Raw genomic sequence first — 21,245 nt, forward strand, 5'->3', positions numbered from 1 at the left:
GAAAAATGAAGCTTTACGATTCTGTACTTGAATTAATTGGCAATACACCAACTGTACGATTGAATAAAATACCTAATACTACTGGAGCAGAGGTTTTTATCAAATTAGAATCTTTCAATCCAGGCGGAAGTGTGAAGGATCGTGCGGCTCTAAATATGATTGAACGTGCCGAAAAAGAGGGAAAGCTTATCCCAGGAAGAAGCACTATTATTGAGCCGACCTCAGGTAATACAGGGATAGGAATTGCTATGGTTGCTGCCGTAAAGGGATACCGTTGTATCATTACAATGCCAGATAATGCAACAAAAGAACGTGTCCAAATATTAAAGGCATATGGAGCAGAGGTATATTTAACTCCAGGTAACAGACGAATGCAAGGGGCAATTGATGAAGCCAATCGTTTAGCTACAGATATTGCTGACAGCTTTATTCCCATGCAATTTGAAAATGCAGCAAATGCCGATGCTCATCGAGGTACTACCGCTGTTGAAATTTTTGAAGCGTTTGAAGGAAAGCTAGATGCACTTGTTTTGACTGCTGGTACTGGGGGAACAGTTACTGGCGTTGGAGAAGAATTAAAGAAAATGATTCCAGACATAAAAATATATGTAGTGGAGCCATTTGGTTCACCAGTATTATCAGGAGGTAAACCAGGTCCTCATAAAATTCCAGGGACAGGCCCAGGATTTATACCGAAAATCTTAAACAGAGACATTTTTGATAAAGTCTTATTAATAAAAGATCATGATGCGGAAGTCATGGCGAGACGTCTAGCAGCGGAAGAAGGGATCTTTGTAGGTGCATCGGGTGCATCTAGCGCGCATTTTGCTGTGCAAATAGCAAGTGAACTACCATCATCTGCTAAAGTGTTATGCATCGCACCTGATACTGGAGAACGTTATTTATCTTCAGATTTATTTTCATAAAAGTATGGAGACATTGGAATAAGCTGTTCCTATTGGGAGAAAAAATTTCAAATGACATTAACTGGCCAGATCATTTATGATTTGGTCTTTTTTCTCCAATTAGCATAATAATGTTTTGATTTTATAATACATCTTTAACTCTGTTTTGAATCGTGTGTATAATAATACATACAAACAAATTTTTATACGTAATTAAGGGAATGGAGCTAATGAAATTGATTTGTGAGTCCGGCCAATTAACAGATTACTTATCTGAACAAAAGAAAGTTAATTATTCTAATCCAATTATTAAAGAACAAAGAAAGGAGCTTTTTAATTCAGCTCAAACAGAAATCGAAAAAACTAAAGTAGCCTTTGAATTCGTCCGTGATGAAATATCTCACTCTTGGGATATTCAAGGCAAACGAGTGACTTGTAAGGCATCCGATGTTTTGAAGTACAAAGAAGGAATTTGTTATGCAAAAGCTAATCTATTAGCAGCTTTATTACGTTCTCAGCATATTCCAACAGGTTTCTGTTATCAGCGATTGATGTTGTTTGACTCTCCTGAAAAAGGATATTGTCTACATGCTTTAAATGCCGTTTATTTAAAATCTCTAAATAAATGGATACGATTAGATGCTCGTGGAAACAAAGCTGGCATTGATGCACAATTTTCCTTAGAGGAAGAAAAGTTAGCTTTTACAGTTAATGAAAAAATGGATGAAAAGGACTATCCCGTTATTTATGTTCAGCCAAATACCAAAACAATAAATGTGTTAAAGGGTCATAATGATGCATTAGAAATGTACAAACATCATTTGCCTGATAGCATTTAGTGCAGGTGTTTAATGGTTTACAAGGAGATGAGAAAGAGGAAAATGCATTGCTGTAGGGAGATGATTATCATGCAACATTCAAGTGTGATATTCATAAAAATCCCTTTGACTGTCCAGATAAATTAATTTTATTCAATGAAAAGGATCATGACTACGGATTGATCATACATGATGGTGGTACTTCAAGTATTGGAATTGAATTTAGTCCGTGGTGTAGGTCAAAATTAGCATAGGTTGTGCAGATTTACCTACGTATTGGCCAAGTATCGGTTGGAAGAATGAGAATTAGGACAGCTGAAAATTGCATAAGGTGAAACTTTTTATTCCATATAAGCGTACAATTTATAAACAAATTATTAGGGAGGGAAAGTATTGGGAATTTTACTCGAATTGTTAAATTTTGCTGTTTATATACCTTTTTTTAAGGTCGATGAAGAAGATGTATGCAGAAATGTAAAACATCTAAAAAAACATCAATGGTTCCAAAATTACCTTAATGTTGAAGAGTATCGTGGGCTTATAATTCATGATAAGGATGTCCGACAATGTATTGGGAAATTCAAAAGTAGTAAACTTCATAATCATTCTTATCAAAATAAGTGTCAAGAAAAATTATACAAAGCTCTACTGAAAAATGGGAATATTGTCTAAAGCAGTTGCAGGAAAAAAGGCTGTCAAGATAGTTTTGGCAGCCTCCTTCTTTTCTTCAAAGTGGCAAATATTCCTTTTCATATACAGATTGCACTTGTAGTAAAACTTGGCCAGCATGCTGTTTAAATTTGAATTCTGCAGGCTTTCCTTTTCTAAAATAAAGCCCAGCGTCATGCGGGGATTTTTCTAATCCAGCAAACAACCGATCTGCCCCTACACTAGGATGTGGGCCAAATAAACGGATGAATGGCTGTATAATAAGTGGCAGGCCTCCATTTCTTCCTTTGCGCATTGTATTGTTATTGCCTGGATCTATACTGACAATTGTGACACCCTCTCGCTTTAATTCTTGCGCAAAAGCATATGTCCACAAAGTGATTGCCAGCTTCGTCGATGCATAGGGACCAATCAATTTCTGAAATTTGGGCGGGTTTGCCAATTCCTCTGGTACGAAAGATTTTTTAAAATGAAATGCATCTGAACTAGTTTGTATAACAATAGAAGGCTTTCCTTTTTTTAAAAGATCAAGTAGTTCCATCGTAATGATAAAGGGAACAACAGTCTGAATTTCGTAATGTAGCTCACGCCCTTGTGGGGAAAAGATGAGCTTCGAAAAACTGCCTCCAGCATTATTGAAGAGAGCATCAAGCTTTGTTTCTTCCTCTTTTATTAGCTTCAAAGCAGACTTTAATTGCTTAAAATCAGCTATATCAGCATGATAAACACGGATTTCTCCTGTCTGGATTTTTTGCTGTAGCATTTGTTCTTCTTTGGGAAATTCAGAGCGAATTAAAGCTGCAATTTCCCATCCATTCTCAATTAATTTCTTAGTCAGCTCAAGTCCTATTCCGCTGTTCGCCCCCGTAACAAGAGCTATTTTTCTTTCTGATATAATCATTTTATTACCTCCTATTGGTGAATGAAGGAAGTATAGAACATGGAGTTAACTCCATGTCAATAAAAAGAATTCTCCTTGACCTGGAGTTAACTTCATATCTTATAATGACTTTATAAGAAGGAGGACGAACGAATGTATACCATTAAGAAGGCAAGTGCTCTTACTAGACTAAGCATTGATACAATCAGATATTATGAAAAAGTTGGTTTGCTCCCAAACATTAAACGGCTGCCGAATAAGCATCGGGTCTTTACACAAGCTGATATTGATAGGCTTCAAATGATCACTTGTATGAAAAAGGCAAATCTTAGTTTAGAAGAAGTGAAATTATATCTTGATATTGCGGAAACAAGTAAGATGACTCCTGAAATGATAGCAGGTATGCTTCGGCAAAAAGAAAAAGTAAAAAATCAGATGGCTCAATTACAGACTGTTTTGGATTTTATCGATGAAAAATTAGCCGAAGGAACATGGTTAAAAAGAAAAGTATAAAAACGTATATCATTAATTTAAGGATATTTCTTAAATCAAATAGATTTTGGTATTTCACAACTAAAGTGGAAGGGTTAGTGACATAACTAATAGGAAATTTAATATTCCTATACCCCTGTAATGATATTTAAATCAATATTATTACAGGGGTATAGGTCAGGTACATTAATTACTTTGAAATAATATCTTACTTAATCAGAGTGTGCGACAGCCTTGACTTCAATCAACTGCTCCGGAAACGCCAGATAAGTCACGCCGATGAGGCTGCCGGCTGGTCTGTGTTTTTCCAGGTATTCTTTGAACAGACTGATGACTGGCTCAGTGTGCTCCTGCGGGTTTGTTAGAAAGATTTCCACATAAGCGAGGTTGGACTTCGTGATACCAAATTCATTCAAAACTCGATCGAGGTTTTCTAATGTTTGGCGAGTTTGTGCCTCAATATTATCCTTGCCAACGAACATACCATCCTTATCGTGCGAAAATTGACCTGAAATGTAGATAGTACCGTTGACACTATATCCTTGGGTAATACCGTGGTCCCATAGGTTGTGATTGTAGGTTTTAATAGTAGTCATTTTTTTCTCTCCTTTCTCTCGAATTAAGGTAAAGTATAAAATGAATATAAAGAAAAAAATAGTACGCACTATTTAGATAGCTACTATCAGAAAGGAAAGTGTCAATGTGAGTATGGCTGATTATAAAGAAAAGGGTAATATCCAAGAGACACCTTTTGGATATACACTGTCAGTTATTGGAGGTAAATGGAAAATGCTAATTCTTTATCTCCTTTCAGAAAGTCAACCTGTTCGCTTTAATGATATGAAAAGAAGAATAGGAACAATTACCTTTAAAACATTAAGTTCACAGCTTAAAGATTTGGAAGCAGATGGGATGGTTATACGAAAGGAATATCCTCAAATTCCTCCTAAAGTGGAATACAGTCTAACACATAAAGCAGAATCGATATTGCCTATTTTAGAACAGTTATGTGAATGGGGAGAAAAAAACCGCAATATTTAAATTTTTTTGTAAGATAATAAGAACTTATTTGGATCAATATGAGCTAAATTTAGTCTCTTGCATTAGAAAACAGAAAACAGTTACCTAATGGTAGCTGTTTTCGTAGTGTTCCTGGCATGTTCACTAGCAGGAGGTGAAAGTCTGCTTTGGACGGTTGGGTTATGAAAACCATTAGTCAAAGGCAAAGATATCCGTGATGACACGGAATTAAAAGGAACCATGGTCGTCACGGCAATGCTGCTCCCTACTCGTTTGCCGCTATTGTGATAGGTAAATATAATAAAAAAATAGGGATATAAAGTTACTACACAATTAATATTTTTCGAGGAATTGAAACTCATCTTGAAAAATATTAGTTTTTTATCTGCAAATTACGTTCTTTAAAAATTTGTTTAGCAACAAAAATAGCATTAAGAACTTTTGGAAAACCTGTATAAGGAACACAATGAGTAATGGCCTCGATCACTTCTATAGGGGTGAGTCCCACATTCAGTGCAGCATTAATATGGATGTTAAGTTGTGGTTCACACCCTCCTTGAGTAGCAAGTGACGCAATGGTTATAAGTTGACGTTGTTTTAAATTTAATCCCTCTCGAGTATAAATTTCTCCAAAAGCGAATTCAACAACATATTTACCGAGGTCGGGAGCAATATCTTTTAGAGAATTTATAACTCGCTCTCCGCCTTCTCCGTCTATTTCCATTAGTTTTTCCCAACCTCTTTGATAACGGTCATTTGACATTTGATTATCCTCCTTAGTGTTTAAAATCAATAACATAAAATAATTTACACTTTAGACTGCACTCTAAAGCAAGGCTTTTTTTATGCTATAATTAAATTTATGGATAAAAAATATTTTACAATTCGAAATATATCAAATATGACGGAGCTATCCGTACACACCTTACGTTATTACGAAAAAATTGGTCTGCTTAACAATGTAAAACGGGATGTAAATGGTTATCGCCAATATACTAAGTCAGATATTTCTTGGATAAACTTCCTAATTCGTTTAAAAGTAACAGGGATGCCAGTGTCTGAGATGAAAAAGTTTTCTGATCTGCGGAGTAAAGGGGATTCTACGATAAGTTTACGTCGGAAGTTATTAGAAGATCATCAAAAAAGTATCCAGGAACAAATAAAAGACTTACAAAATAATCTTCATAAGATTGAGGAGAAAATCAACTATTATAAGGAATTGGAGTAAATAAAATAATGGTATTCAATTTGCGATTGCTCCTAAAGAAATGATGCAAGGAAATAGAGAATCTACTTTTCCTTCTCTCTCAGGAAGGAAGCTTTTCAATTACTGGCTAAAGGTTTTAGCAAGTTATACAAATATCTTAGGGCAATCTTCATAAATGGTGAACACCTTTTTTGTTACTACTCAATGGAAATGTGGTATTCATTTAGAGGATGAAAGCCCTCCTTTCACTTTACTTTAGCTTATGTAGTCGAGCTAGATCTACGCCACCACAATTGATTATTTAGGATGAAATAATCAATTAGAAAGCTAGAAGGAACAGTATTTGGGCTGGAATTTGCTCTTCAAAAAAAAGGAGTGCTTCCCATTTAAAATGGAAGCACTCCCATATAGTAACCAATAATATTAAAAAGTAAGCACCAAAGAAAAGAACCGATTGCGGCAAATAACATGTATTTTGATAAATTCATGCCAGAAATGCCTGAAAAATAAGAAGTTAATCTTCTGACACCTGGGATGAAATTAGCAATGACTATTGTCCAAGGGCCATATTTATCAAACCAATTTTCCACGCGTTCTAATTTGCTAGGGGTAAGCTTGATCCACTTTCCGTGTGTAAGCAGAAATGGTTTGCCAATTTTCTTGCCTAGTGCGTAATTGATGACCATGGCACTAAGGGCACCAATAAAGCAAATGATATCTGCAGTAAGAAAATTCATTATGGAAATGGAAGAAAGATAGCCTACAAAGGTTAGCAATGCTTCATCTGGAACAGGAATCCCTAACCCGCTTAATGCAAAAAGCGCAAAAATGGCAATGTAGCCGAATTGGGAAATGAAATGTATGGATGTACTCATCTATATTACTCCGTTCTTTATTTCTCGTTAACTAGCTAATTTGGAAGAAATCCACAGTATATAGTAGTTAAGTAAAATGCACCTATTCTATGACAAAAAAAGTAAAGAAATAATGCGACTTTCCTATCATACAGGGAAATAAAGAAAAATGGGAGTGAAAAGTTTTAAGAAGTTCATTTTAAGATCACTTTATGAAGAGTTGCTAACGATGTAAATAATAATAATGCAAACAAGAATCAATGATTGTGTCCAGATTACTTTTTGGCTGAGTCCCGCTCTTTTTTCTAGGAAAAAGATATAACCGTTTATGAGAGCAAATCCTAGAATAAGAGTAGGTACAGAAAAGGAGTGCTCGGAGGACAAGAGGGCATTGGCAATAACCAGAGAGATAATCAGCATGCCGATGGAACCCCATACTAATTCGATATACAGACTTCTTTTATTCTCCATAATTTTGACACCTCCTTATGAAAAAGTCACCATTATTTACATTATTAAGCATATCATAAGTATGTTGGTACAAAGAAAGAAATTACACTCGAATGATTTGACTTTGAATCATATTTGGATTACTTTAATGACAAATAGAAAAGTAGTCAATGGGAAAATGAAGCATGCTAGAAAAATATAAGGAGGTTTTTTGAGGATGAGAACAACGATTGAAAAAGCACTTTCCTTAGGTTTAGGTTTAGCGATTGCAGGTAAAGAACAAGTAGAAAAAACAGTTGAAGAGTTGGTGAAAAAAGGAGAGGTAAGCAAAAATGAATCAAAAGATTTAATCAATCATTTGATTCAAAAGGGAGAGGAAATGAAAGGTCAGCTTGAAGCAGTGGCAAAAGAAAAGGTAAATGCTGCTTATGGGGAATTAAAGCTGGCTACTTTAGAGGATGTAAAGAAATTAGAAAAAAGAATAGAGGCATTAGAAAGAAAAAATCTCGACGAATAAAGTAGGTTTGTAAATGGGTGTAAGTAAACGTATTAGACAGATGAAAAGATATCGCAAAATAACGTCTATTCTCGCTCGTAACGGAATAGGCTTTTTTTCCAATAAGATCGGATTGGAGGAGAAGTTTTTCTTTCATAAAGAACATCCTCCTAAAAGCACTGGAAGACGCATCCGCTTAATACTCGAAGAACTTGGAACTACCTTTATTAAACTTGGGCAAATTGCCAGTACTCGTCCTGACTTAATCCCACCAGAAATAATTAATGAATTAAAAGAACTGCAAGATCAAGTACCTCCCTTTACCTATGGAGAAGCCGTTCAGATTTTAGAAGAAGAATTAGGTGATTCTGTCGATCATCTGTTCAAACATTTTTCTGAAACTCCTTTGGCGGCAGCATCCATTGGGCAAGTGCATAAAGCAATCCTTAAAGACGGGACACAAGTTGCTGTCAAAATACAACGTCCTAATATTCATGCTATCATCGAAACAGATTTAGAAATTATCGCCGATTTGGCCCGAATTGCGGAGAATACATGGGGTTGGGCAAAGCAGTATGGGCTTCGCGAAATTGTTGATGAACTAGCAAAAGGTCTACTGGTTGAATTAGACTATGGAATCGAAGCAAGAAATATGGAGCGTTTTCTAGAACAGAATAAATCGATAGGATATGTTGTCATCCCGTCGGTTTACTGGGATTATTCCACAAAAAAGGTATTGACGATGGATTATATAGAGGGAATAAAGCTATCTGACCATAAGCGATTAGATGAAGCTGGAATTGATCGAGAACTGCTTGCCGAAAGATTAGCCTATACGATTTTTTATCAAATTCTAGAGGTTGGTCATTTTCATGCTGATCCTCATCCAGGAAATGTACTTGCACTACAGGATGGGCGCATCGTTTTATTAGATTTTGGAATGGTAGGACAACTTTCCTCTTATACGAAAAAGAGTTTTGCTTCCTTCGTTGTTGCACTTCGTAATAAAAGCACGAAAGGAATCATCCGCGCGATTTCTGATTTGGGCATGATTCCCGAAAATGTTGATATAAAAAAATTAACAGCTGATGTGGAAGAACTGCGCGATAAATATTATGATATTCCGCTGAAAGACGTAAGTGTGGGTGAAGCAATTAATGATTTATTTATTATTGCCTTCCGTCATAATATAAGAATTCCTTCCGAATTAACCCTTTTAGGAAAGTCGCTCATGACGATGGAGGGAGTTGTCGTTGCACTAGATCCTACTTTTAGTGTATTTGATGTGGCGGAGCCATTTGGAAGAAAGCTATTTCTTGATAAGCTAAAGCCATGGAAAATAGTGAAAAATATAGTAGATGAAATACCAGAATATTTTGCTTCTCTGAAAGATATTCCGATTACCGCTAAACAGTTAATGGGAATTCTTCGCAAGGGAAAGGTGCAGGTAGAGTTTACCTCCCCACAGTTGGATTTGTTAATCAAAAAGATTGATCGATTCAGTAATCAAATCGCGTTTAGTATAGTGCTGCTGGCATTAAGTATCGTGATGGTCGGTCTCATTATTGGTGTCGCACTTAGCGGAGTACAAACCGTTCTCTGGAAATTTCCAATTATTGAAATTGGCTTTTCCATTGCCATGTTGATGGTTGCATGGCTTATTTACTCGATTTTTCGGTCTGGCAGGTTTTAGGATAATGAAAATGAAAAGTGTCAAAGACTCCCTATTCGAGTTTTTGACACTTTTTTCGGTCATGTTTTTTTTTTATGGTCTTTTTGTAAACTTGTTGCTTTAGATATTAAGGGGAGTGTGTTTGGAAATCTTTTGGAATAATATTCCTTCGCGCTTTGTTGTGTTAGAATAAGGATGTATGTTCGGTTGTGTAGAAGGGGGATAACTTTAAAATGTTAAAGAATAGAGAAGATGTAATAAAGCTAATCCAAAGCGATGAAAAAATGATGGAGATTATAAAGGTTGCGGGTTCCTTGAATTTGCCTGATTGGTGGATATGTGCAGGATTTGTACGTTCAAAAATCTGGGACACATTGCACGGGTTTATTGAAAGAACTGAGACGCCAGACGTAGATGTTATTTATTTTGATAACACAAAAATTGATGAGAATTTTGAAAAGGAATTAGAGAATAAGTTGAAAAGCATAATGCCTAATATACCTTGGTCTGTTAAAAATGAAGCAAGAATGCACGTCATTAATAATCTTCCTCCTTATTCTTCTTCTGAAGATGCTATTTCAAAGTTTCCAGAAACTGCAACTGCCATCGGAGTAAAGATAGACAAGGATAATAAACTGGTTCTTACTTCTCCTTGTGGAATTGATGATGTCATTAATTTAGAACTGAAACCGACTCCCTATTTTATCGAAACAAAAGAACTTGCTGCAATTTACGAGGAGCGAATTATCAAAAAGAATTGGAAGGCTATTTGGCCTAAAATTAAAGTCCAAACATATTAAAAAACTGATTAGGAAATATGGCGTTTTATTTTTTTATACCTCCCGCAAAAAAAATTTACAGTGATTGTGTTTGAGTTCTGGCAAGCACTGAGAAACATTTGATTAATCCGTTCCTTCTCTTCAATTTTCTTGTTTTGTTGAAGAAAGCTAAACCAATAAAGGTAGTTGTTCAGATATTTAGTCGCCATCCCTTGAAACCTTTCCATCCAATCCTTTAACCGTTTTTGATAGTTGGTTTACATTATTCAGGTGGTGGATACCTTTTTGAACATATCCTTCTTTTCTAAGATTAATAGGGCTCGTGTTTCAATGTCTTTATCAGAGCGAATTTCTTATAGTATGTAGTATTAGTGCATAGCAAAGAAGCCGGTTCATTATCATTCCCTATAACCGCATTTATTTCCTCCGCTCGCACTCGGCCTTGAGATATAACCTGCAATTACGGTTTTGAGCTACCACAACTGCAATTTTAAGGTTACTAATCCGTCTCTTCCTCCACATGTTTCTTTGGTTTTCTGTCTAAGGCTTACATTCTTTTAAAGACTCCTTAAAAAAGGATTCATCACTTTCCGCAATTCCTTTCAACATTAGAAATCCTTGGGATGTGTAGCTATATCAAGTGAAGTAGTAGATTTTTCTATTTTGATCCTAACCGTCATCGTTACTCCAAATCTAGTCTTTTAATCGGTGGTTATTCCTAAAATTAACCGCACTAGGAATCTAATTCTACAGTAAATCGCGGAAATATTTGGATGTTTGTAGCTTCTTCTGGAAATGGTATAGATAAACAATCAACTAAAACAGGAGGAGTTTGCAGATGAAGGCTGTTACATTTCAAGGAACGAAGGATGTACAAGTAAAGGAAGTGGCAAATGCGAAGCTTCAAAAAAAGGATGATATCGTCGTTCGTATTACATCTACGGCTATTTGCGGATCTGATTTACATATTTATCAAGGAGCGTTACCAGCTGAAAAAGACTATGTTATAGGACATGAACCAATGGGAATTGTTGAAGAAGTAGGACCTGAAGTAACAAGAGTAAAAAAAGGAGATCGTGTGGTACTGCCATTTAACATTGCTTGCGGACATTGTTACTATTGTGAGCACGATATGGAAAGTCAATGTGATAATGCTAATCCCAATAAGGATATTGCAGATACGGGAGCATATTTTGGCTTTACAGAACGGTATGGGGATTATCAAGGTGGACAAGCCGAATTGTTAAGAGTTCCATACGGGAATTTTGTCCCTTTTGTTATCCCGGAGTCCTGTGAATTAGAGGATGAAGCCTTGTTATTTATGTCCGACGTCCTTCCAACGGCATATTGGAGTGTCGAAAATTCAGGCGTAAAAGATGGTGATACGGTCGTCGTTTTAGGTTGTGGACCTGTTGGATTAATGACTCAAAAATTTGCTTGGATGAAGGGTGCGAAGCGCGTTATAGCAGTTGATAATATTCCATATCGCTTAAACCACGCTCAAAAAATGAACCAAGTAGAAATTGTCAATTTTGATAATCATGGAGATACAGGCAACTATATAAAGGAACTGACTTCAGGTGGAGCAGATGTCGTAATCGATTGTGTAGGAATGGACGGAAAGAAATCGCCTATGGAAGCAATAGGTCAAAAGTTGAAGATTCAGGGCGGAACAATCAGTGCTATCGAAATTGGCATGAATGCTGTGCGCAAGTTTGGTACCATGCATTTAACAGGTGTTTATGGATCTAAATATAATATGTTCCCATTAGGAAATATTTTTGAACGAAATATTACTGTGAAAACAGGACAAGCACCAGTAATACACTATATGCCTATGTTATTTGATTGGATTACTACAGGCAAAATTGATCCAACGGAGATTATTACCCATCGCATTGCATTAGATGATGCGAGCAATGCGTATCAAATGTTCAATGATCACCAAGATGAAGTAATCAAAGTTGTCCTTAAACCTTAATAGTTCGAAAAAGCCATCGAAGGAAGAAGACCGATTGCTTTTCACTTTTTTATCAAACCCGTCCGAACATATGGCAATTTATCGACGATTTGACGCTATCCATATGTTTCTACTATCTAACCCTTTATAATAAAAGTGTAAACTAGCTAACACAGAGAGGGACGTTTTCGATGAGAAAATACTCCAAGATGATTAAGCCTTTTGATATTATTATGGTTGTTCTCCTCTTAATCATTTCATTTGTCCCAATGGCCGTATTTGCGATGAACCAAGGGAAGGAAGAAGAAGGGAATAAAGTCATGGCCGTTATTACACAGGACGGGAAAGTCATTCGTGAAGTAGAACTAACAGGTCATACGGAAAATGAACAATTTATGATAAAAGGAAAAGGAAAACAATATAATTTAATCGAAGTGGAAAATGAACAAATCAGAATTAAAGAAGATAATAGTCCAGACCAAATTGGAGTCAAAATGGGATGGAAAGGCATACCGGGCCAAACAATTATTTGTTTGCCCCATAAAGTTTTAATTGAAATAGTAGCAGAGAAACCAGAAAAGACGAATGAGGATGGATTGATTTTGTCCCATTAGTTAATTGATTTGTGTGGAAAGCGATGTTCAATCATCGCTTTCTTTTTGTTTTTGTGATGTTGGTGGTTTGGCTGATAAGGGAAGGAGTTTGGCTGATAAGGGAAGGAGTTTGGCTGATAAGGGAAGGAGTTTGGCTGATAAGGGAAGGAGTTTGGCTGATAAGGGAAGAAGTTTGGCTGATAAGGGAAGAAGTTTGGCTGATAAGGGAAGGAGTTTGGCTGATAAGGGAAGGAGTTTGGCTGATAAAGGAAGGAGTTTGGCTGATAAGGGAAGAAGTTTGGCTGATAAGGGGAGGAGTTTGGCTGATAAGGGAAGAAGTTTGGCTGATAAGGGAAGGAGTTTGGCTGATAAGGGAAGAAGTTTGGCTGATATCCGCAAAATTAGCCTTTAATATATTCTCTTATAGCAAAGGAAAAAAGGGAACTGATCCAAAAAATAATAAAAAACCGATTTCACACTCTGATATTCCAAGGAGAATCGGCTCTTTTTAATAAAAATGTTTATTTTTCGTCGTCTTCCATAAAAGGCTTATTAACGTAATAATACATAACCCCCATAAAACCAACCCCGCCAATTAAATTCCCTATTGTTACGGGCACTAAGTTGCGAATAATGGCTGGGATAGTGACAGCTGGATTCTGATCTAGTACATAAGAAATAGAGAATGTTGCCATATTGGCAATGCTATGTTCATAACCTGAGATAAAAAAGCAGAAAACGAATAAAATCATTACCGTTATTTTAGCGATATCTTCCTTTAAAGCCATTGGGATAAAGAATGCTAAACACACAAGCCAGTTACATAAAATTCCTCGAAAGAAAAGTTCACTTATGGGTGCTTGCAATTTAGTTTCTGCAGCGTGAAGCAAAAAGTCATTGACACTAGGTGACTTAAATAGCCCTGTTAGTAAGATGAAAACAGCAAAGAAAATTGCTCCGACTATATTTCCTGCATAGCTAGTTCCCCAAACTTTAAAGACATCGGTCCACTTGATTTTTTTTCTTAGTGCAGCATAAGTATAGTAAAAGGTGTTTCCTGTAAATAAATCTCCGCCACCATAAGCGATAAGAATAATAGCTGCACCGAATACTAATGCTGCCATAGGATACGCAAAAGGAGATTCTACTGCATAGAAGAAGTTCCCTGTCTTAAATGCAACAATTACTCCAAATCCAATAAACATACTGGCGACAACGGCACGCATAAAAAAGCGAAACTTACTGCGTTTATAAATTTTTAATTTTTTTAAGGCTAATTTTTCTACTTCATAAAGAGATGCGCCTTCCATATTCTAATCCTCCTGAAAAAAAGGTTTTCTTTGTTTTCACTGTAATAATGTTTCTTACCCTATTATTATCATGTTGATTCCTTAAGAGGTCAATAAAATTATGTGAAAAAAATCACAATAATAATATATATTCGAAATTTGTTCACATTTCTACTGAAAAGTTAACGATCTTATTATATTCCCAAATAGACTAAATTAAAAATATTCATAAAATATGCAATATTTTTCTGAAAATACTGTTAATTAAGACTGAGCTATGTATTGGAAAATAGAATAAAACGCGTAATATCAGCTTGGAATAATTTGTCGAAGAATTCATGTTATATTTTCTTACAAATGTATAGACTTTATATTTATTCAATCATAAAATAGAAGATGGAAACTAACAAGGGAGTGAAGAGCTCATGACTTCAGCATATCGCATTTCGATGCTTGTAAACGATCAGCCGGGAGTTCTGGCTCGTATATCCAGCTTATTTGGAACGCATCATGTTAATATTGAAGATATCAAAACGAAAAAATATAAACGAGAAGCAACGACTAGAATACAAATTTCTAGTTCGGCAGAAGAGAAGCAAGTACAAAACCTTATCCTAGGATTACAGGGATTAATGGATGTTGTAGAGGTGGATGCAGATGCTATTCATCAATCGGCTTTTCAGCAACGACTGCTTCAACGTACAAATACTATTCAAACCCTAAGAGAGCAAAAAACACTAAGCAAAAAAGTATCTTACTGGCTAGTTGCCTGTAGCTTGTTCTTAACATTATTCGGTACGAATATTCCTGCCTCCCTGTATTCGCTTTACCGTGTAGAATGGGGACTTACATCGGGAATGATTACCCTTGTATTTGCTATTTATGCTTTTACGGTTATTCCAGCAATTGTGATTGCGGGGCAATTATCCGACCAGATTGGAAAAAAGAAAGTACTTATCCCGGGAATTTTCTTTTCCCTTATAGGAACTCTTTGCTTCACCGTAGCGAATGGTCTGGGAATGCTGCTTATTGGTCGCTTATTCCAAGGATTATCTGTTGGTATTTTAAATGGGGTAGCAGTAGCTGCTTTAACGGAGCTTGATGAGAATAAAAATACAAAAAAGACTGCGTTAATATGTGCTCTTGCTGTTACGCTTGGGAATGCATTCGGCCCAATTCTCTCCGGATTACTTGGTGATTTTGCTCCAATCCCATTGAGATTATCCTATTATGTACATTTATTATTTATCATTCCATGCTTTATCTTCCTATTTTTCTTAAATGAAAATATTAAACCTGGTTTAAAGCCTGTTCAATTGAAGAAGCCATTTGTTCCAAAAGAGATTATGAAACCATTCTTACTAGCATCATTTACTTCTTTTGTAGCATGGTCGATTATTAGTATGTTTATGTCGTTAATTCCGTCTAATCTGTCTAGCTTTACAACGGTAACTAGTTTAACAATATCAGGCGTAGTTGTAGCACTTGGATTAATCGCTGCTGCTTTTAATCAAATTTTATTAAAACAATTATCACTAATGAAATTAATGACAATTGGATATGTGTTTCTTGCATTGGGTCTTATCTTTCTAGTTATTACGATTGATACGAAATCACTGACCTTACTGTTGATTTCTGCTGTATTGATTGGTGGAGGAAATGGACCAGCTTATGCAGGAAGTCTGGCACTAGTTAATGAAGTAGCTCCAAGTAAAACGAAAGGAAATATTGTATCTACTTTCTTTGTCATTACTTATCTTGGTGTGAGCCTGCCGGTTATTGGTCTTGGCTATTTATCTCAGTCTTTCGGGGTAGCGGGGGCTGTAACGACTTATGTACTCATTATGGGAGTACTGTTAGTAGGAATTGCAGGCTTTGCATGGAAAGAGGGGAAATCCATTTTTCCTAAATGAAATATTCTAAATTAAAAGGCCGGATTTACTTTTAAAAAGTAAACTGGTCTATTGTCATCCCTATCAATTAAAAGTAAAAGAATTGTAAAGGAATAAAAAAGTATTAATAATTATCTCGATGTTGAATAGAATGTTGATGTAGAAGATTTGGCAAGGGAATCTGCTATGATATATCATAGAAACGAATTGGATGGCCCCATAGACAGAGACGATCTAGGAGGCTAGCTTGAAGGTTTGAAAAGATAGGTAGATTCCCTTAACCAATGAAAACTATATGCAGTAGATTGGTGCAAGAAATAGAAACGGAAAGAAATAATAAAAAATTTGTCGAAAAAAAGGTTGCATTTTTTACATGATGGTTATATAATAAAAAACGTGTTAAGGACATGTTAAAAAACAGTAAAGAAAACTTAATAAATGCGGGTGTAGTTTAATGGTAAAACCTCAGCCTTCCAAGCTGATGTCGTGGGTTCGATTCCCATCACCCGCTCCATACATAACTCACAACGCAGTGTTTCGTTTCATTAAGAACGAAGCATTGCGTTTTTTATATTTTACGAAGAAAATAGTTGGAAGAGGCGTTTTATAAAAAACGCTTCTCCCAACTATATTATTCCACAATGGAAAATGTGGCTTCTCCTCCATGAACTTGTAGAAACATTTTAAGTAGAGATTCTACCATTTGTTTGGCTTTTTCATTTGCAATAGAGGGTGGGAGATAAATGATTTGAATGGCATTTTTCGTAGATGATTGGACAGGGGCTCTGTCTGAATCGACAAAGGGGCTTCCAAATGGACCAAGTTCATCTTCTGATACAATCAAATTTTCAATCGAATTTATTCTTCCGTTAAAGCCAGCGTATTGTTCGCTTTCTTTTCCGATACGTATGTTTATTTTTCCTTGAAGATTGGCACAATCATAAATACCGATCGGAATACCATATTGAAGGGAAAAGAAGTTATTAATATCAATACTACTATTAATTGGTTCTAAGTAATTCTGTTTTTTGATGCGTCTCAGCAGGCTTTCGGCTGAATGACGATAACGATTTGGATCTTTGCCTGTCTTTTTAAAGATTTCCCGCCATTCTTTTATAGAAGGGATATCCGTTACATTACTATCTTCTAAATCAAAAAAAATAGACTCTTGAAAAAGTCGCATCCGCCCTTTAATCATTTGCGGGGTGTCCATTACTTGCATGCCTTGATAATGAATGAAGCCAATCTTAAAATTGGGTATACGTTCTTTAATCTCTTTTGCGATTGAAATATCCAATATATACACCTCCAATATAATAGTTGTCTATGTTATTCTATATTTTAGCGTAATCTTTATAAAAAACCAATGAAAAGGAAGGAGGGGGCCCTATGGATTACCGTGAATTCAAGAAAGATATCATTGCATATAGTAAAACGATCGGGATCGATAAAATAGGCTTTACGAGTGCGAGCACCTTTGAAGAAATGAAAGTACGACTAATAACCCAGCAGGAGTTAAACTATCAATCTGGTTTTGAAGAGAAGGATATTGAGAAGCGGGTAAATCCCTCCCTTCTATTACATCAGCCAAAGTCCATTATTTCGATTGCATTAGCTTATCCTTCTAAAATGAAGGAAAGAGTAGTTAGCAAAAAAGGGGAGCGCAGAGGGATTTTTTGTCGTGCTTCCTGGGGAACAGATTACCATGTTGTTTTAAAAGATCGCTTGCAAAAGCTTGAAGATTATATAAAAGAACGAATTCCAGATGCTTTGTGTAAGTCAATGGTTGATACCGGGGAATTAGTGGATCGTGCAGTTGCCCAGCGAGCGGGAATTGGTTGGTCTGGAAAAAACTGTGCAATCATTACTCCTGAATTTGGTTCGTATGTTTATTTAGGCGAGATGATTACCAATCTTCCAATCGAGCCTGATACACCGATGGAGGATCAATGTGGAACTTGTAATAAATGCATTGATGTATGTCCAACAGGTGCCCTTGTTCAAGGTGGACAATTAAATGCACAAAGATGTATAGCATTTCAAACACAGACAAAGGGCTTTTTAGCGGAAGAATTCAGAGAAAAGCTTGGGAATCGAATTTATGGCTGTGATACATGTCAAACGGTTTGTCCAAAAAATAAGGGCATTGATTTTCATAATCATCCAGAAATGGAACCAGACCCTGAAATCGCAAAACCATTGCTTCAACCACTTCTTTTTATCAGTAATAAAGAATTTAAAGAAAAATATGGTCATATTTCTGGTTCATGGCGTGGGAAGAAGCCGATCCAGCGTAATGCGATTATTGCACTTGCCCATTTTAAAGAAGAAGGTGCAATCGGTGATTTAATTACAGTCATGAACAAAGATCCAAGACCAGTAATAAGAGGAACAGCCGCTTGGGCACTTGGGAAAATCGGCGGCGATGAATCAAAGACAGCCCTAGAATCAGCCAAACAACAAGAATCTGATCATGAAGTATTAAAAGAAATGGACGATGCATTACAGCGGTTGGCAAAATAATTAATAGGAATGAATGCTGAAATTTTTCGGAGGAAGAGGAAAAGTGGTGTTCAGCAGTTGGATGAAAGCCGAAATCCCGTGGAGGAAGGGGAAAAGTGGTGTTCATAAGTCGAATGAAAGCCGAAATCCCGTGGAGCAAGAGGAAAAGTGGTGTTCAGCAGTTGGATGAACGCTAAAAATCCACAGAGCAAGCAGAAAACAGGCGTTCATTAGAAAAATACTCTTTATCATTTTAACGAATTAATACGAGAAGAAAAAAGAAGGCTAGCAATGCCTTCTTTTTTTTGTATACTTCTACTCCGCTTTAACATAGTTATTAATGAAGGGAGTAGATGGAATGAGACAACAATTAATGGAGTTAATCGAGAAAAGGATTCAGCAATGCGTTACAAAGGATAGGGAAGCAATAGTGGATGAAAAATTAGAGAGAAAAAGAAATAGCATGTATAAAAGAAAGGCTGAAATTGTTCATGTAAAGGCAAAAGGGAAAATTGAAGATATGGAAAAAAAGGCGGATGAGACAGAAGAATTAGTGTATTCTGTTCATCTTCAATATTTTATCAAGCAAGGCGAGCTTTTTTTGATTGAAGAAGAGGTGGAAAATAGAAAAGCTGTTATTTACAAGGGGGTAATAATTGAAGATACAGAGGTTCTCCCAGCTTATCCAGAAGACTATCGAGAGGTGCCATTAGCGGAAGAATGGCGAGAAACGAAAGAAAGAGAAAGCCGCTATAAGTATGATCGTTTAAAGGCTGTTCAATATGCAGAAAAATGGTGGAATAGCTATAATCCGAAATACCATCAATTTGAAGTAGATTGCACCAATTATATATCTCAGTGTGTCCATGAAGGCGGGGCACCAATGAGAGGCTATCCTAATCGAAATAAAGGCTGGTGGATGCAAAATAATAATTGGAGTTATAGCTGGGCCGTAGCAAATGCGTTCCCAAGATACTTGGAAACCTCTACTGCTGGCTTGCGGGCAAAGCGGGTGGATAGTGCCATGGAGTTAAAGCTTGGAGATGTCATTTGCTATGATTTTGAAGGAGATGGGAAATATAATCATACAACGATTGTTACGGGAAAAGATGCGAATGGCGAGCCATTAGTAAATGCGCATACGTATAATAGTCGCATGCGTTACTGGAAATATGAAGATTCGACAGCTTATACACCGAATATTAAATACAAATTTTTTACGATTATTGATGGATAAAAAAGAGATTTATCTCTTTCGCATTTCCTTTTCACAAAGTGTATAATGGAACGGAAAGTAATAGTTAGAGGTGACAAACTTGGCAATACATATTGTTTTATACCAACCACAAATTCCTTCCAATACAGGCAATATAGCCAGAACATGTGCGGGAACAGACACGGTGCTTCATTTAATTCGACCATTTGGATTTTCTATGGAGGATAAAGCGTTAAAGAGAGCCGGCTTAGATTATTGGGAGTTTGTTAAGATTTATTATTATGACTCTTTAGAGGAATTTTACGATAAAAATGAAGGTGGAGCTTTTTACTATGTGACGAAGGCAGGGGAAACTCCATATGACTCCTTCGATTACAGTGCGATAAATAAAGAGCATTATTTTATTTTCGGAAGTGAAACAACAGGTCTCCCTGAAGAAGTCATTCAGAATAATGTAAATAAAACGTTACGAATTCCAATGACGGACGATATTCTTTCCTACAACCTTTCGAATACAGTAGCTGTCCTTATTTATGAGGCTTTAAGACAGCAAAACTTCGCTCATTTAAAATAAAATGAAACCAGAAAATTGGATAAATCGAAACAAGTATACGAAGATTCTACGTATACTTGTTTATTTTTTTGAAATACAGTGAAAAAAGCAGCTAGTTTAGCAAGCTAATTCTTTTGGTCTAAAAGATTATTGGTATATTATATTATAGTTACTATCAGTAATTTTGGGAGACAATAAGAAAAAACAAAGGAGAAGATCTCATGAATCAAACAATCGAAACCATACTCAATCATCATTCTGTTAGAAAATTTACAGATGAGGAGTTAACACAAGAGCAAATTCGTCTCCTTGTTGAAGCTGCGCAAAGTGCTTCTACCTCTAGCTTTGTACAAGCATATAGTATTATTGGGGTAAAGGATAAGGAGAAAAAGAAAAAACTAGCAGTCCTAGCCGGAAATCAGCAATACGTAGAGAATAATGGTCATTTATTTATTTTCTGTGCTGATTTATATCGTCATACAGTTGCTGCTGAAATGGAAGGAAAGAAGGAAGCCGCTCAGGACTCCATTGAAAGCACGGAAAAGTTTATGGTAAGCCTTATTGATGCTGCGCTTGCTTCGCAAAATATGGCCATTGCTGCAGAATCATTAGGACTTGGTATTTGTTATATAGGTGGTATTCGCAATAATTTAGTGGAAGTAAGTCAGCTATTGAAAACGCCTGATTATGTTCTGCCGTTATTTGCTTTAGTAGTAGGTCATCCAGACCAACAAACAGAGAAAAAGCCTAGAGCTCCTTTTCATCATATTTATCATGAAGATCAATATGAGCAAGATGAAGCACAATATAAAAAAGGTCTACAGGAATATAATGAAGAAATCAAAGCTTATTATCAGGAAAGAACAAATGGAGCAAGATCGGATACATGGACTGCGCAAATGGCTGCTAATTTTGAGCAAAAATCACGTATGTATATGAAGGAATTTGTGCAGCAGAAGAAGTTTGATTTGAAATAAGTAAAAAAACAGTGTCGAGGA

The 21,245-nt window shown here is 36.1% G+C and carries 26 protein-coding genes, 1 tRNA gene and 1 pseudogene; 20 read left to right on the top strand and 8 right to left on the bottom strand.

Features of this window, described 5'->3' with window-relative positions; all coding sequences use genetic code 11:
• Positions 1 to 5 precede the first annotated feature (5 nt).
• The 4 genes from cysK to C2I06_RS23950 all read left to right on the top strand — a co-directional run bounded on the left by cysK (position 6) and on the right by C2I06_RS23950 (position 2,395).
• Positions 6 to 926 carry a cysteine synthase A gene (gene cysK, locus C2I06_RS23940; RefSeq protein WP_095330260.1) on the top strand — a complete coding sequence of 307 codons (921 nt, stop codon included), beginning with the start codon at positions 6 to 8 and terminating at the stop codon, positions 924 to 926.
• Positions 927 to 1,135: 209 nt separating this feature from the next.
• Entirely contained in the window at positions 1,136 to 1,744 is a 609-nt protein-coding gene (locus tag C2I06_RS23945) for a transglutaminase domain-containing protein (protein WP_095330259.1), read from the top strand.
• A 125-nt stretch (positions 1,745 to 1,869) separates the two neighbouring features.
• Positions 1,870 to 1,977: a DUF6980 family protein gene (locus tag C2I06_RS26055; RefSeq protein ID WP_420915972.1), complete on the top strand. Its 108-nt coding sequence runs from the start codon at positions 1,870 to 1,872 to the stop codon at positions 1,975 to 1,977.
• Between the two features lie 139 nt (positions 1,978 to 2,116).
• Complete coding sequence (locus tag C2I06_RS23950; protein WP_095330258.1) at positions 2,117 to 2,395, top strand: hypothetical protein; 279 nt, start codon at positions 2,117 to 2,119, stop codon at positions 2,393 to 2,395.
• A gap of 55 nt (positions 2,396 to 2,450) precedes the next feature.
• On the opposite strand, the gene C2I06_RS23955 is transcribed toward C2I06_RS23950, so the two are convergent.
• Positions 2,451 to 3,293 (bottom strand): SDR family NAD(P)-dependent oxidoreductase, encoded by an 843-nt coding sequence (locus C2I06_RS23955; RefSeq protein ID WP_123259014.1) that lies wholly within the window; start codon positions 3,291 to 3,293, stop codon positions 2,451 to 2,453.
• A gap of 132 nt (positions 3,294 to 3,425) precedes the next feature.
• Here C2I06_RS23955 and C2I06_RS23960 point away from each other — a divergent pair, with 132 nt between their 5' ends.
• A complete protein-coding gene (locus C2I06_RS23960) occupies positions 3,426 to 3,785 on the top strand; it encodes a MerR family transcriptional regulator (protein WP_095330256.1) in 360 nt (119 codons plus the stop codon).
• A gap of 191 nt (positions 3,786 to 3,976) precedes the next feature.
• Here the strand turns inward: C2I06_RS23960 and C2I06_RS23965 are convergent, their stop codons facing one another.
• Positions 3,977 to 4,360: a RidA family protein gene (locus C2I06_RS23965; protein ID WP_047942862.1), complete on the bottom strand. Its 384-nt coding sequence runs from the start codon at positions 4,358 to 4,360 to the stop codon at positions 3,977 to 3,979.
• A 106-nt stretch (positions 4,361 to 4,466) separates the two neighbouring features.
• Here C2I06_RS23965 and C2I06_RS23970 point away from each other — a divergent pair, with 106 nt between their 5' ends.
• Positions 4,467 to 4,805, top strand: a complete 339-nt coding sequence (locus C2I06_RS23970; protein ID WP_095330255.1) for a winged helix-turn-helix transcriptional regulator — start codon at positions 4,467 to 4,469, stop codon at positions 4,803 to 4,805.
• 352 nt (positions 4,806 to 5,157) lie between these two features.
• Here the strand turns inward: C2I06_RS23970 and C2I06_RS23975 are convergent, their stop codons facing one another.
• Positions 5,158 to 5,547, bottom strand: a complete 390-nt coding sequence (locus C2I06_RS23975; protein ID WP_123259015.1) for a carboxymuconolactone decarboxylase family protein — start codon at positions 5,545 to 5,547, stop codon at positions 5,158 to 5,160.
• A 99-nt stretch (positions 5,548 to 5,646) separates the two neighbouring features.
• Between C2I06_RS23975 and C2I06_RS23980 the strand changes: the two genes are divergently transcribed.
• Positions 5,647 to 6,012, top strand: a complete 366-nt coding sequence (locus C2I06_RS23980) for a MerR family transcriptional regulator (RefSeq protein ID WP_095330253.1) — start codon at positions 5,647 to 5,649, stop codon at positions 6,010 to 6,012.
• A 365-nt stretch (positions 6,013 to 6,377) separates the two neighbouring features.
• On the opposite strand, the gene C2I06_RS23985 is transcribed toward C2I06_RS23980, so the two are convergent.
• Positions 6,378 to 6,866: a DedA family protein gene (locus C2I06_RS23985; RefSeq protein ID WP_095330252.1), complete on the bottom strand. Its 489-nt coding sequence runs from the start codon at positions 6,864 to 6,866 to the stop codon at positions 6,378 to 6,380.
• 189 nt (positions 6,867 to 7,055) lie between these two features.
• Positions 7,056 to 7,316, bottom strand: a complete 261-nt coding sequence (locus tag C2I06_RS23990; protein WP_095258679.1) for a hypothetical protein — start codon at positions 7,314 to 7,316, stop codon at positions 7,056 to 7,058.
• A 196-nt stretch (positions 7,317 to 7,512) separates the two neighbouring features.
• Here C2I06_RS23990 and C2I06_RS23995 point away from each other — a divergent pair, with 196 nt between their 5' ends.
• The 3 genes from C2I06_RS23995 (at position 7,513) to C2I06_RS24005 (ending at position 10,263) form a co-directional block, all read left to right on the top strand.
• Positions 7,513 to 7,812: a phasin family protein gene (locus C2I06_RS23995; RefSeq protein WP_047942858.1), complete on the top strand. Its 300-nt coding sequence runs from the start codon at positions 7,513 to 7,515 to the stop codon at positions 7,810 to 7,812.
• Between the two features lie 13 nt (positions 7,813 to 7,825).
• Positions 7,826 to 9,484: an ABC1 kinase family protein gene (locus tag C2I06_RS24000; protein WP_123259016.1), complete on the top strand. Its 1,659-nt coding sequence runs from the start codon at positions 7,826 to 7,828 to the stop codon at positions 9,482 to 9,484.
• A gap of 212 nt (positions 9,485 to 9,696) precedes the next feature.
• Positions 9,697 to 10,263 (top strand): nucleotidyltransferase family protein, encoded by a 567-nt coding sequence (locus tag C2I06_RS24005; protein ID WP_123259017.1) that lies wholly within the window; start codon positions 9,697 to 9,699, stop codon positions 10,261 to 10,263.
• An 8-nt stretch (positions 10,264 to 10,271) separates the two neighbouring features.
• Here the strand turns inward: C2I06_RS24005 and C2I06_RS24010 are convergent.
• A pseudogene (locus C2I06_RS24010) lies at positions 10,272 to 10,860 on the bottom strand (IS1595 family transposase); the annotation flags it as partial.
• Between the two features lie 220 nt (positions 10,861 to 11,080).
• Between C2I06_RS24010 and C2I06_RS24015 the strand changes: the two are divergent.
• From C2I06_RS24015 to C2I06_RS25255, 3 genes are all read left to right on the top strand, one after another.
• Positions 11,081 to 12,223, top strand: coding sequence for a zinc-dependent alcohol dehydrogenase (locus C2I06_RS24015; RefSeq protein ID WP_095330249.1), 1,143 nt, complete (start codon positions 11,081 to 11,083; stop codon positions 12,221 to 12,223).
• 170 nt (positions 12,224 to 12,393) lie between these two features.
• Positions 12,394 to 12,816, top strand: coding sequence for a NusG domain II-containing protein (locus C2I06_RS24020; protein ID WP_095330248.1), 423 nt, complete (start codon positions 12,394 to 12,396; stop codon positions 12,814 to 12,816).
• 23 nt (positions 12,817 to 12,839) lie between these two features.
• On the top strand, positions 12,840 to 13,307 hold the full coding sequence (locus C2I06_RS25255) for a hypothetical protein (protein ID WP_164463778.1): 468 nt from the start codon (positions 12,840 to 12,842) through the stop codon (positions 13,305 to 13,307).
• A gap of 9 nt (positions 13,308 to 13,316) precedes the next feature.
• On the opposite strand, the gene C2I06_RS24030 is transcribed toward C2I06_RS25255, so the two are convergent.
• Positions 13,317 to 14,105 (bottom strand): formate/nitrite transporter family protein, encoded by a 789-nt coding sequence (locus C2I06_RS24030; RefSeq protein ID WP_047942853.1) that lies wholly within the window; start codon positions 14,103 to 14,105, stop codon positions 13,317 to 13,319.
• A gap of 404 nt (positions 14,106 to 14,509) precedes the next feature.
• Between C2I06_RS24030 and C2I06_RS24035 the strand changes: the two genes are divergently transcribed.
• Both C2I06_RS24035 and C2I06_RS24040 read left to right on the top strand, forming a co-directional pair.
• Positions 14,510 to 15,997: an MFS transporter gene (locus C2I06_RS24035; RefSeq protein WP_095330246.1), complete on the top strand. Its 1,488-nt coding sequence runs from the start codon at positions 14,510 to 14,512 to the stop codon at positions 15,995 to 15,997.
• A 419-nt stretch (positions 15,998 to 16,416) separates the two neighbouring features.
• A tRNA-Gly gene (locus C2I06_RS24040) sits at positions 16,417 to 16,490 on the top strand.
• Between the two features lie 117 nt (positions 16,491 to 16,607).
• Here the strand turns inward: C2I06_RS24040 and C2I06_RS24045 are convergent.
• Positions 16,608 to 17,273, bottom strand: coding sequence for a B3/B4 domain-containing protein (locus tag C2I06_RS24045; RefSeq protein WP_123259018.1), 666 nt, complete (start codon positions 17,271 to 17,273; stop codon positions 16,608 to 16,610).
• 92 nt (positions 17,274 to 17,365) lie between these two features.
• Between C2I06_RS24045 and queG the strand changes: the two genes are divergently transcribed.
• From queG to nfsA, 5 genes are all read left to right on the top strand, one after another.
• Positions 17,366 to 18,499, top strand: coding sequence for a tRNA epoxyqueuosine(34) reductase QueG (gene queG / locus C2I06_RS24050; RefSeq protein WP_095330244.1), 1,134 nt, complete (start codon positions 17,366 to 17,368; stop codon positions 18,497 to 18,499).
• A 43-nt stretch (positions 18,500 to 18,542) separates the two neighbouring features.
• Positions 18,543 to 18,668: a hypothetical protein gene (locus C2I06_RS25900; protein WP_275068570.1), complete on the top strand. Its 126-nt coding sequence runs from the start codon at positions 18,543 to 18,545 to the stop codon at positions 18,666 to 18,668.
• 168 nt (positions 18,669 to 18,836) lie between these two features.
• Positions 18,837 to 19,715 carry an amidase domain-containing protein gene (locus tag C2I06_RS24055; protein ID WP_123259019.1) on the top strand — a complete coding sequence of 293 codons (879 nt, stop codon included), beginning with the start codon at positions 18,837 to 18,839 and terminating at the stop codon, positions 19,713 to 19,715.
• A gap of 79 nt (positions 19,716 to 19,794) precedes the next feature.
• On the top strand, positions 19,795 to 20,268 hold the full coding sequence (trmL, locus tag C2I06_RS24060) for a tRNA (uridine(34)/cytosine(34)/5-carboxymethylaminomethyluridine(34)-2'-O)-methyltransferase TrmL (protein ID WP_095330239.1): 474 nt from the start codon (positions 19,795 to 19,797) through the stop codon (positions 20,266 to 20,268).
• A gap of 200 nt (positions 20,269 to 20,468) precedes the next feature.
• Positions 20,469 to 21,224 (top strand): oxygen-insensitive NADPH nitroreductase, encoded by a 756-nt coding sequence (nfsA, locus tag C2I06_RS24065; RefSeq protein ID WP_123259020.1) that lies wholly within the window; start codon positions 20,469 to 20,471, stop codon positions 21,222 to 21,224.
• Positions 21,225 to 21,245 lie beyond the last annotated feature (21 nt).

The sequence above is a fragment of the Niallia circulans genome (genome assembly GCF_003726095.1).
In the GTDB taxonomy this organism is placed as follows: domain Bacteria; phylum Bacillota; class Bacilli; order Bacillales; family Cytobacillaceae; genus Niallia; species Niallia circulans_A.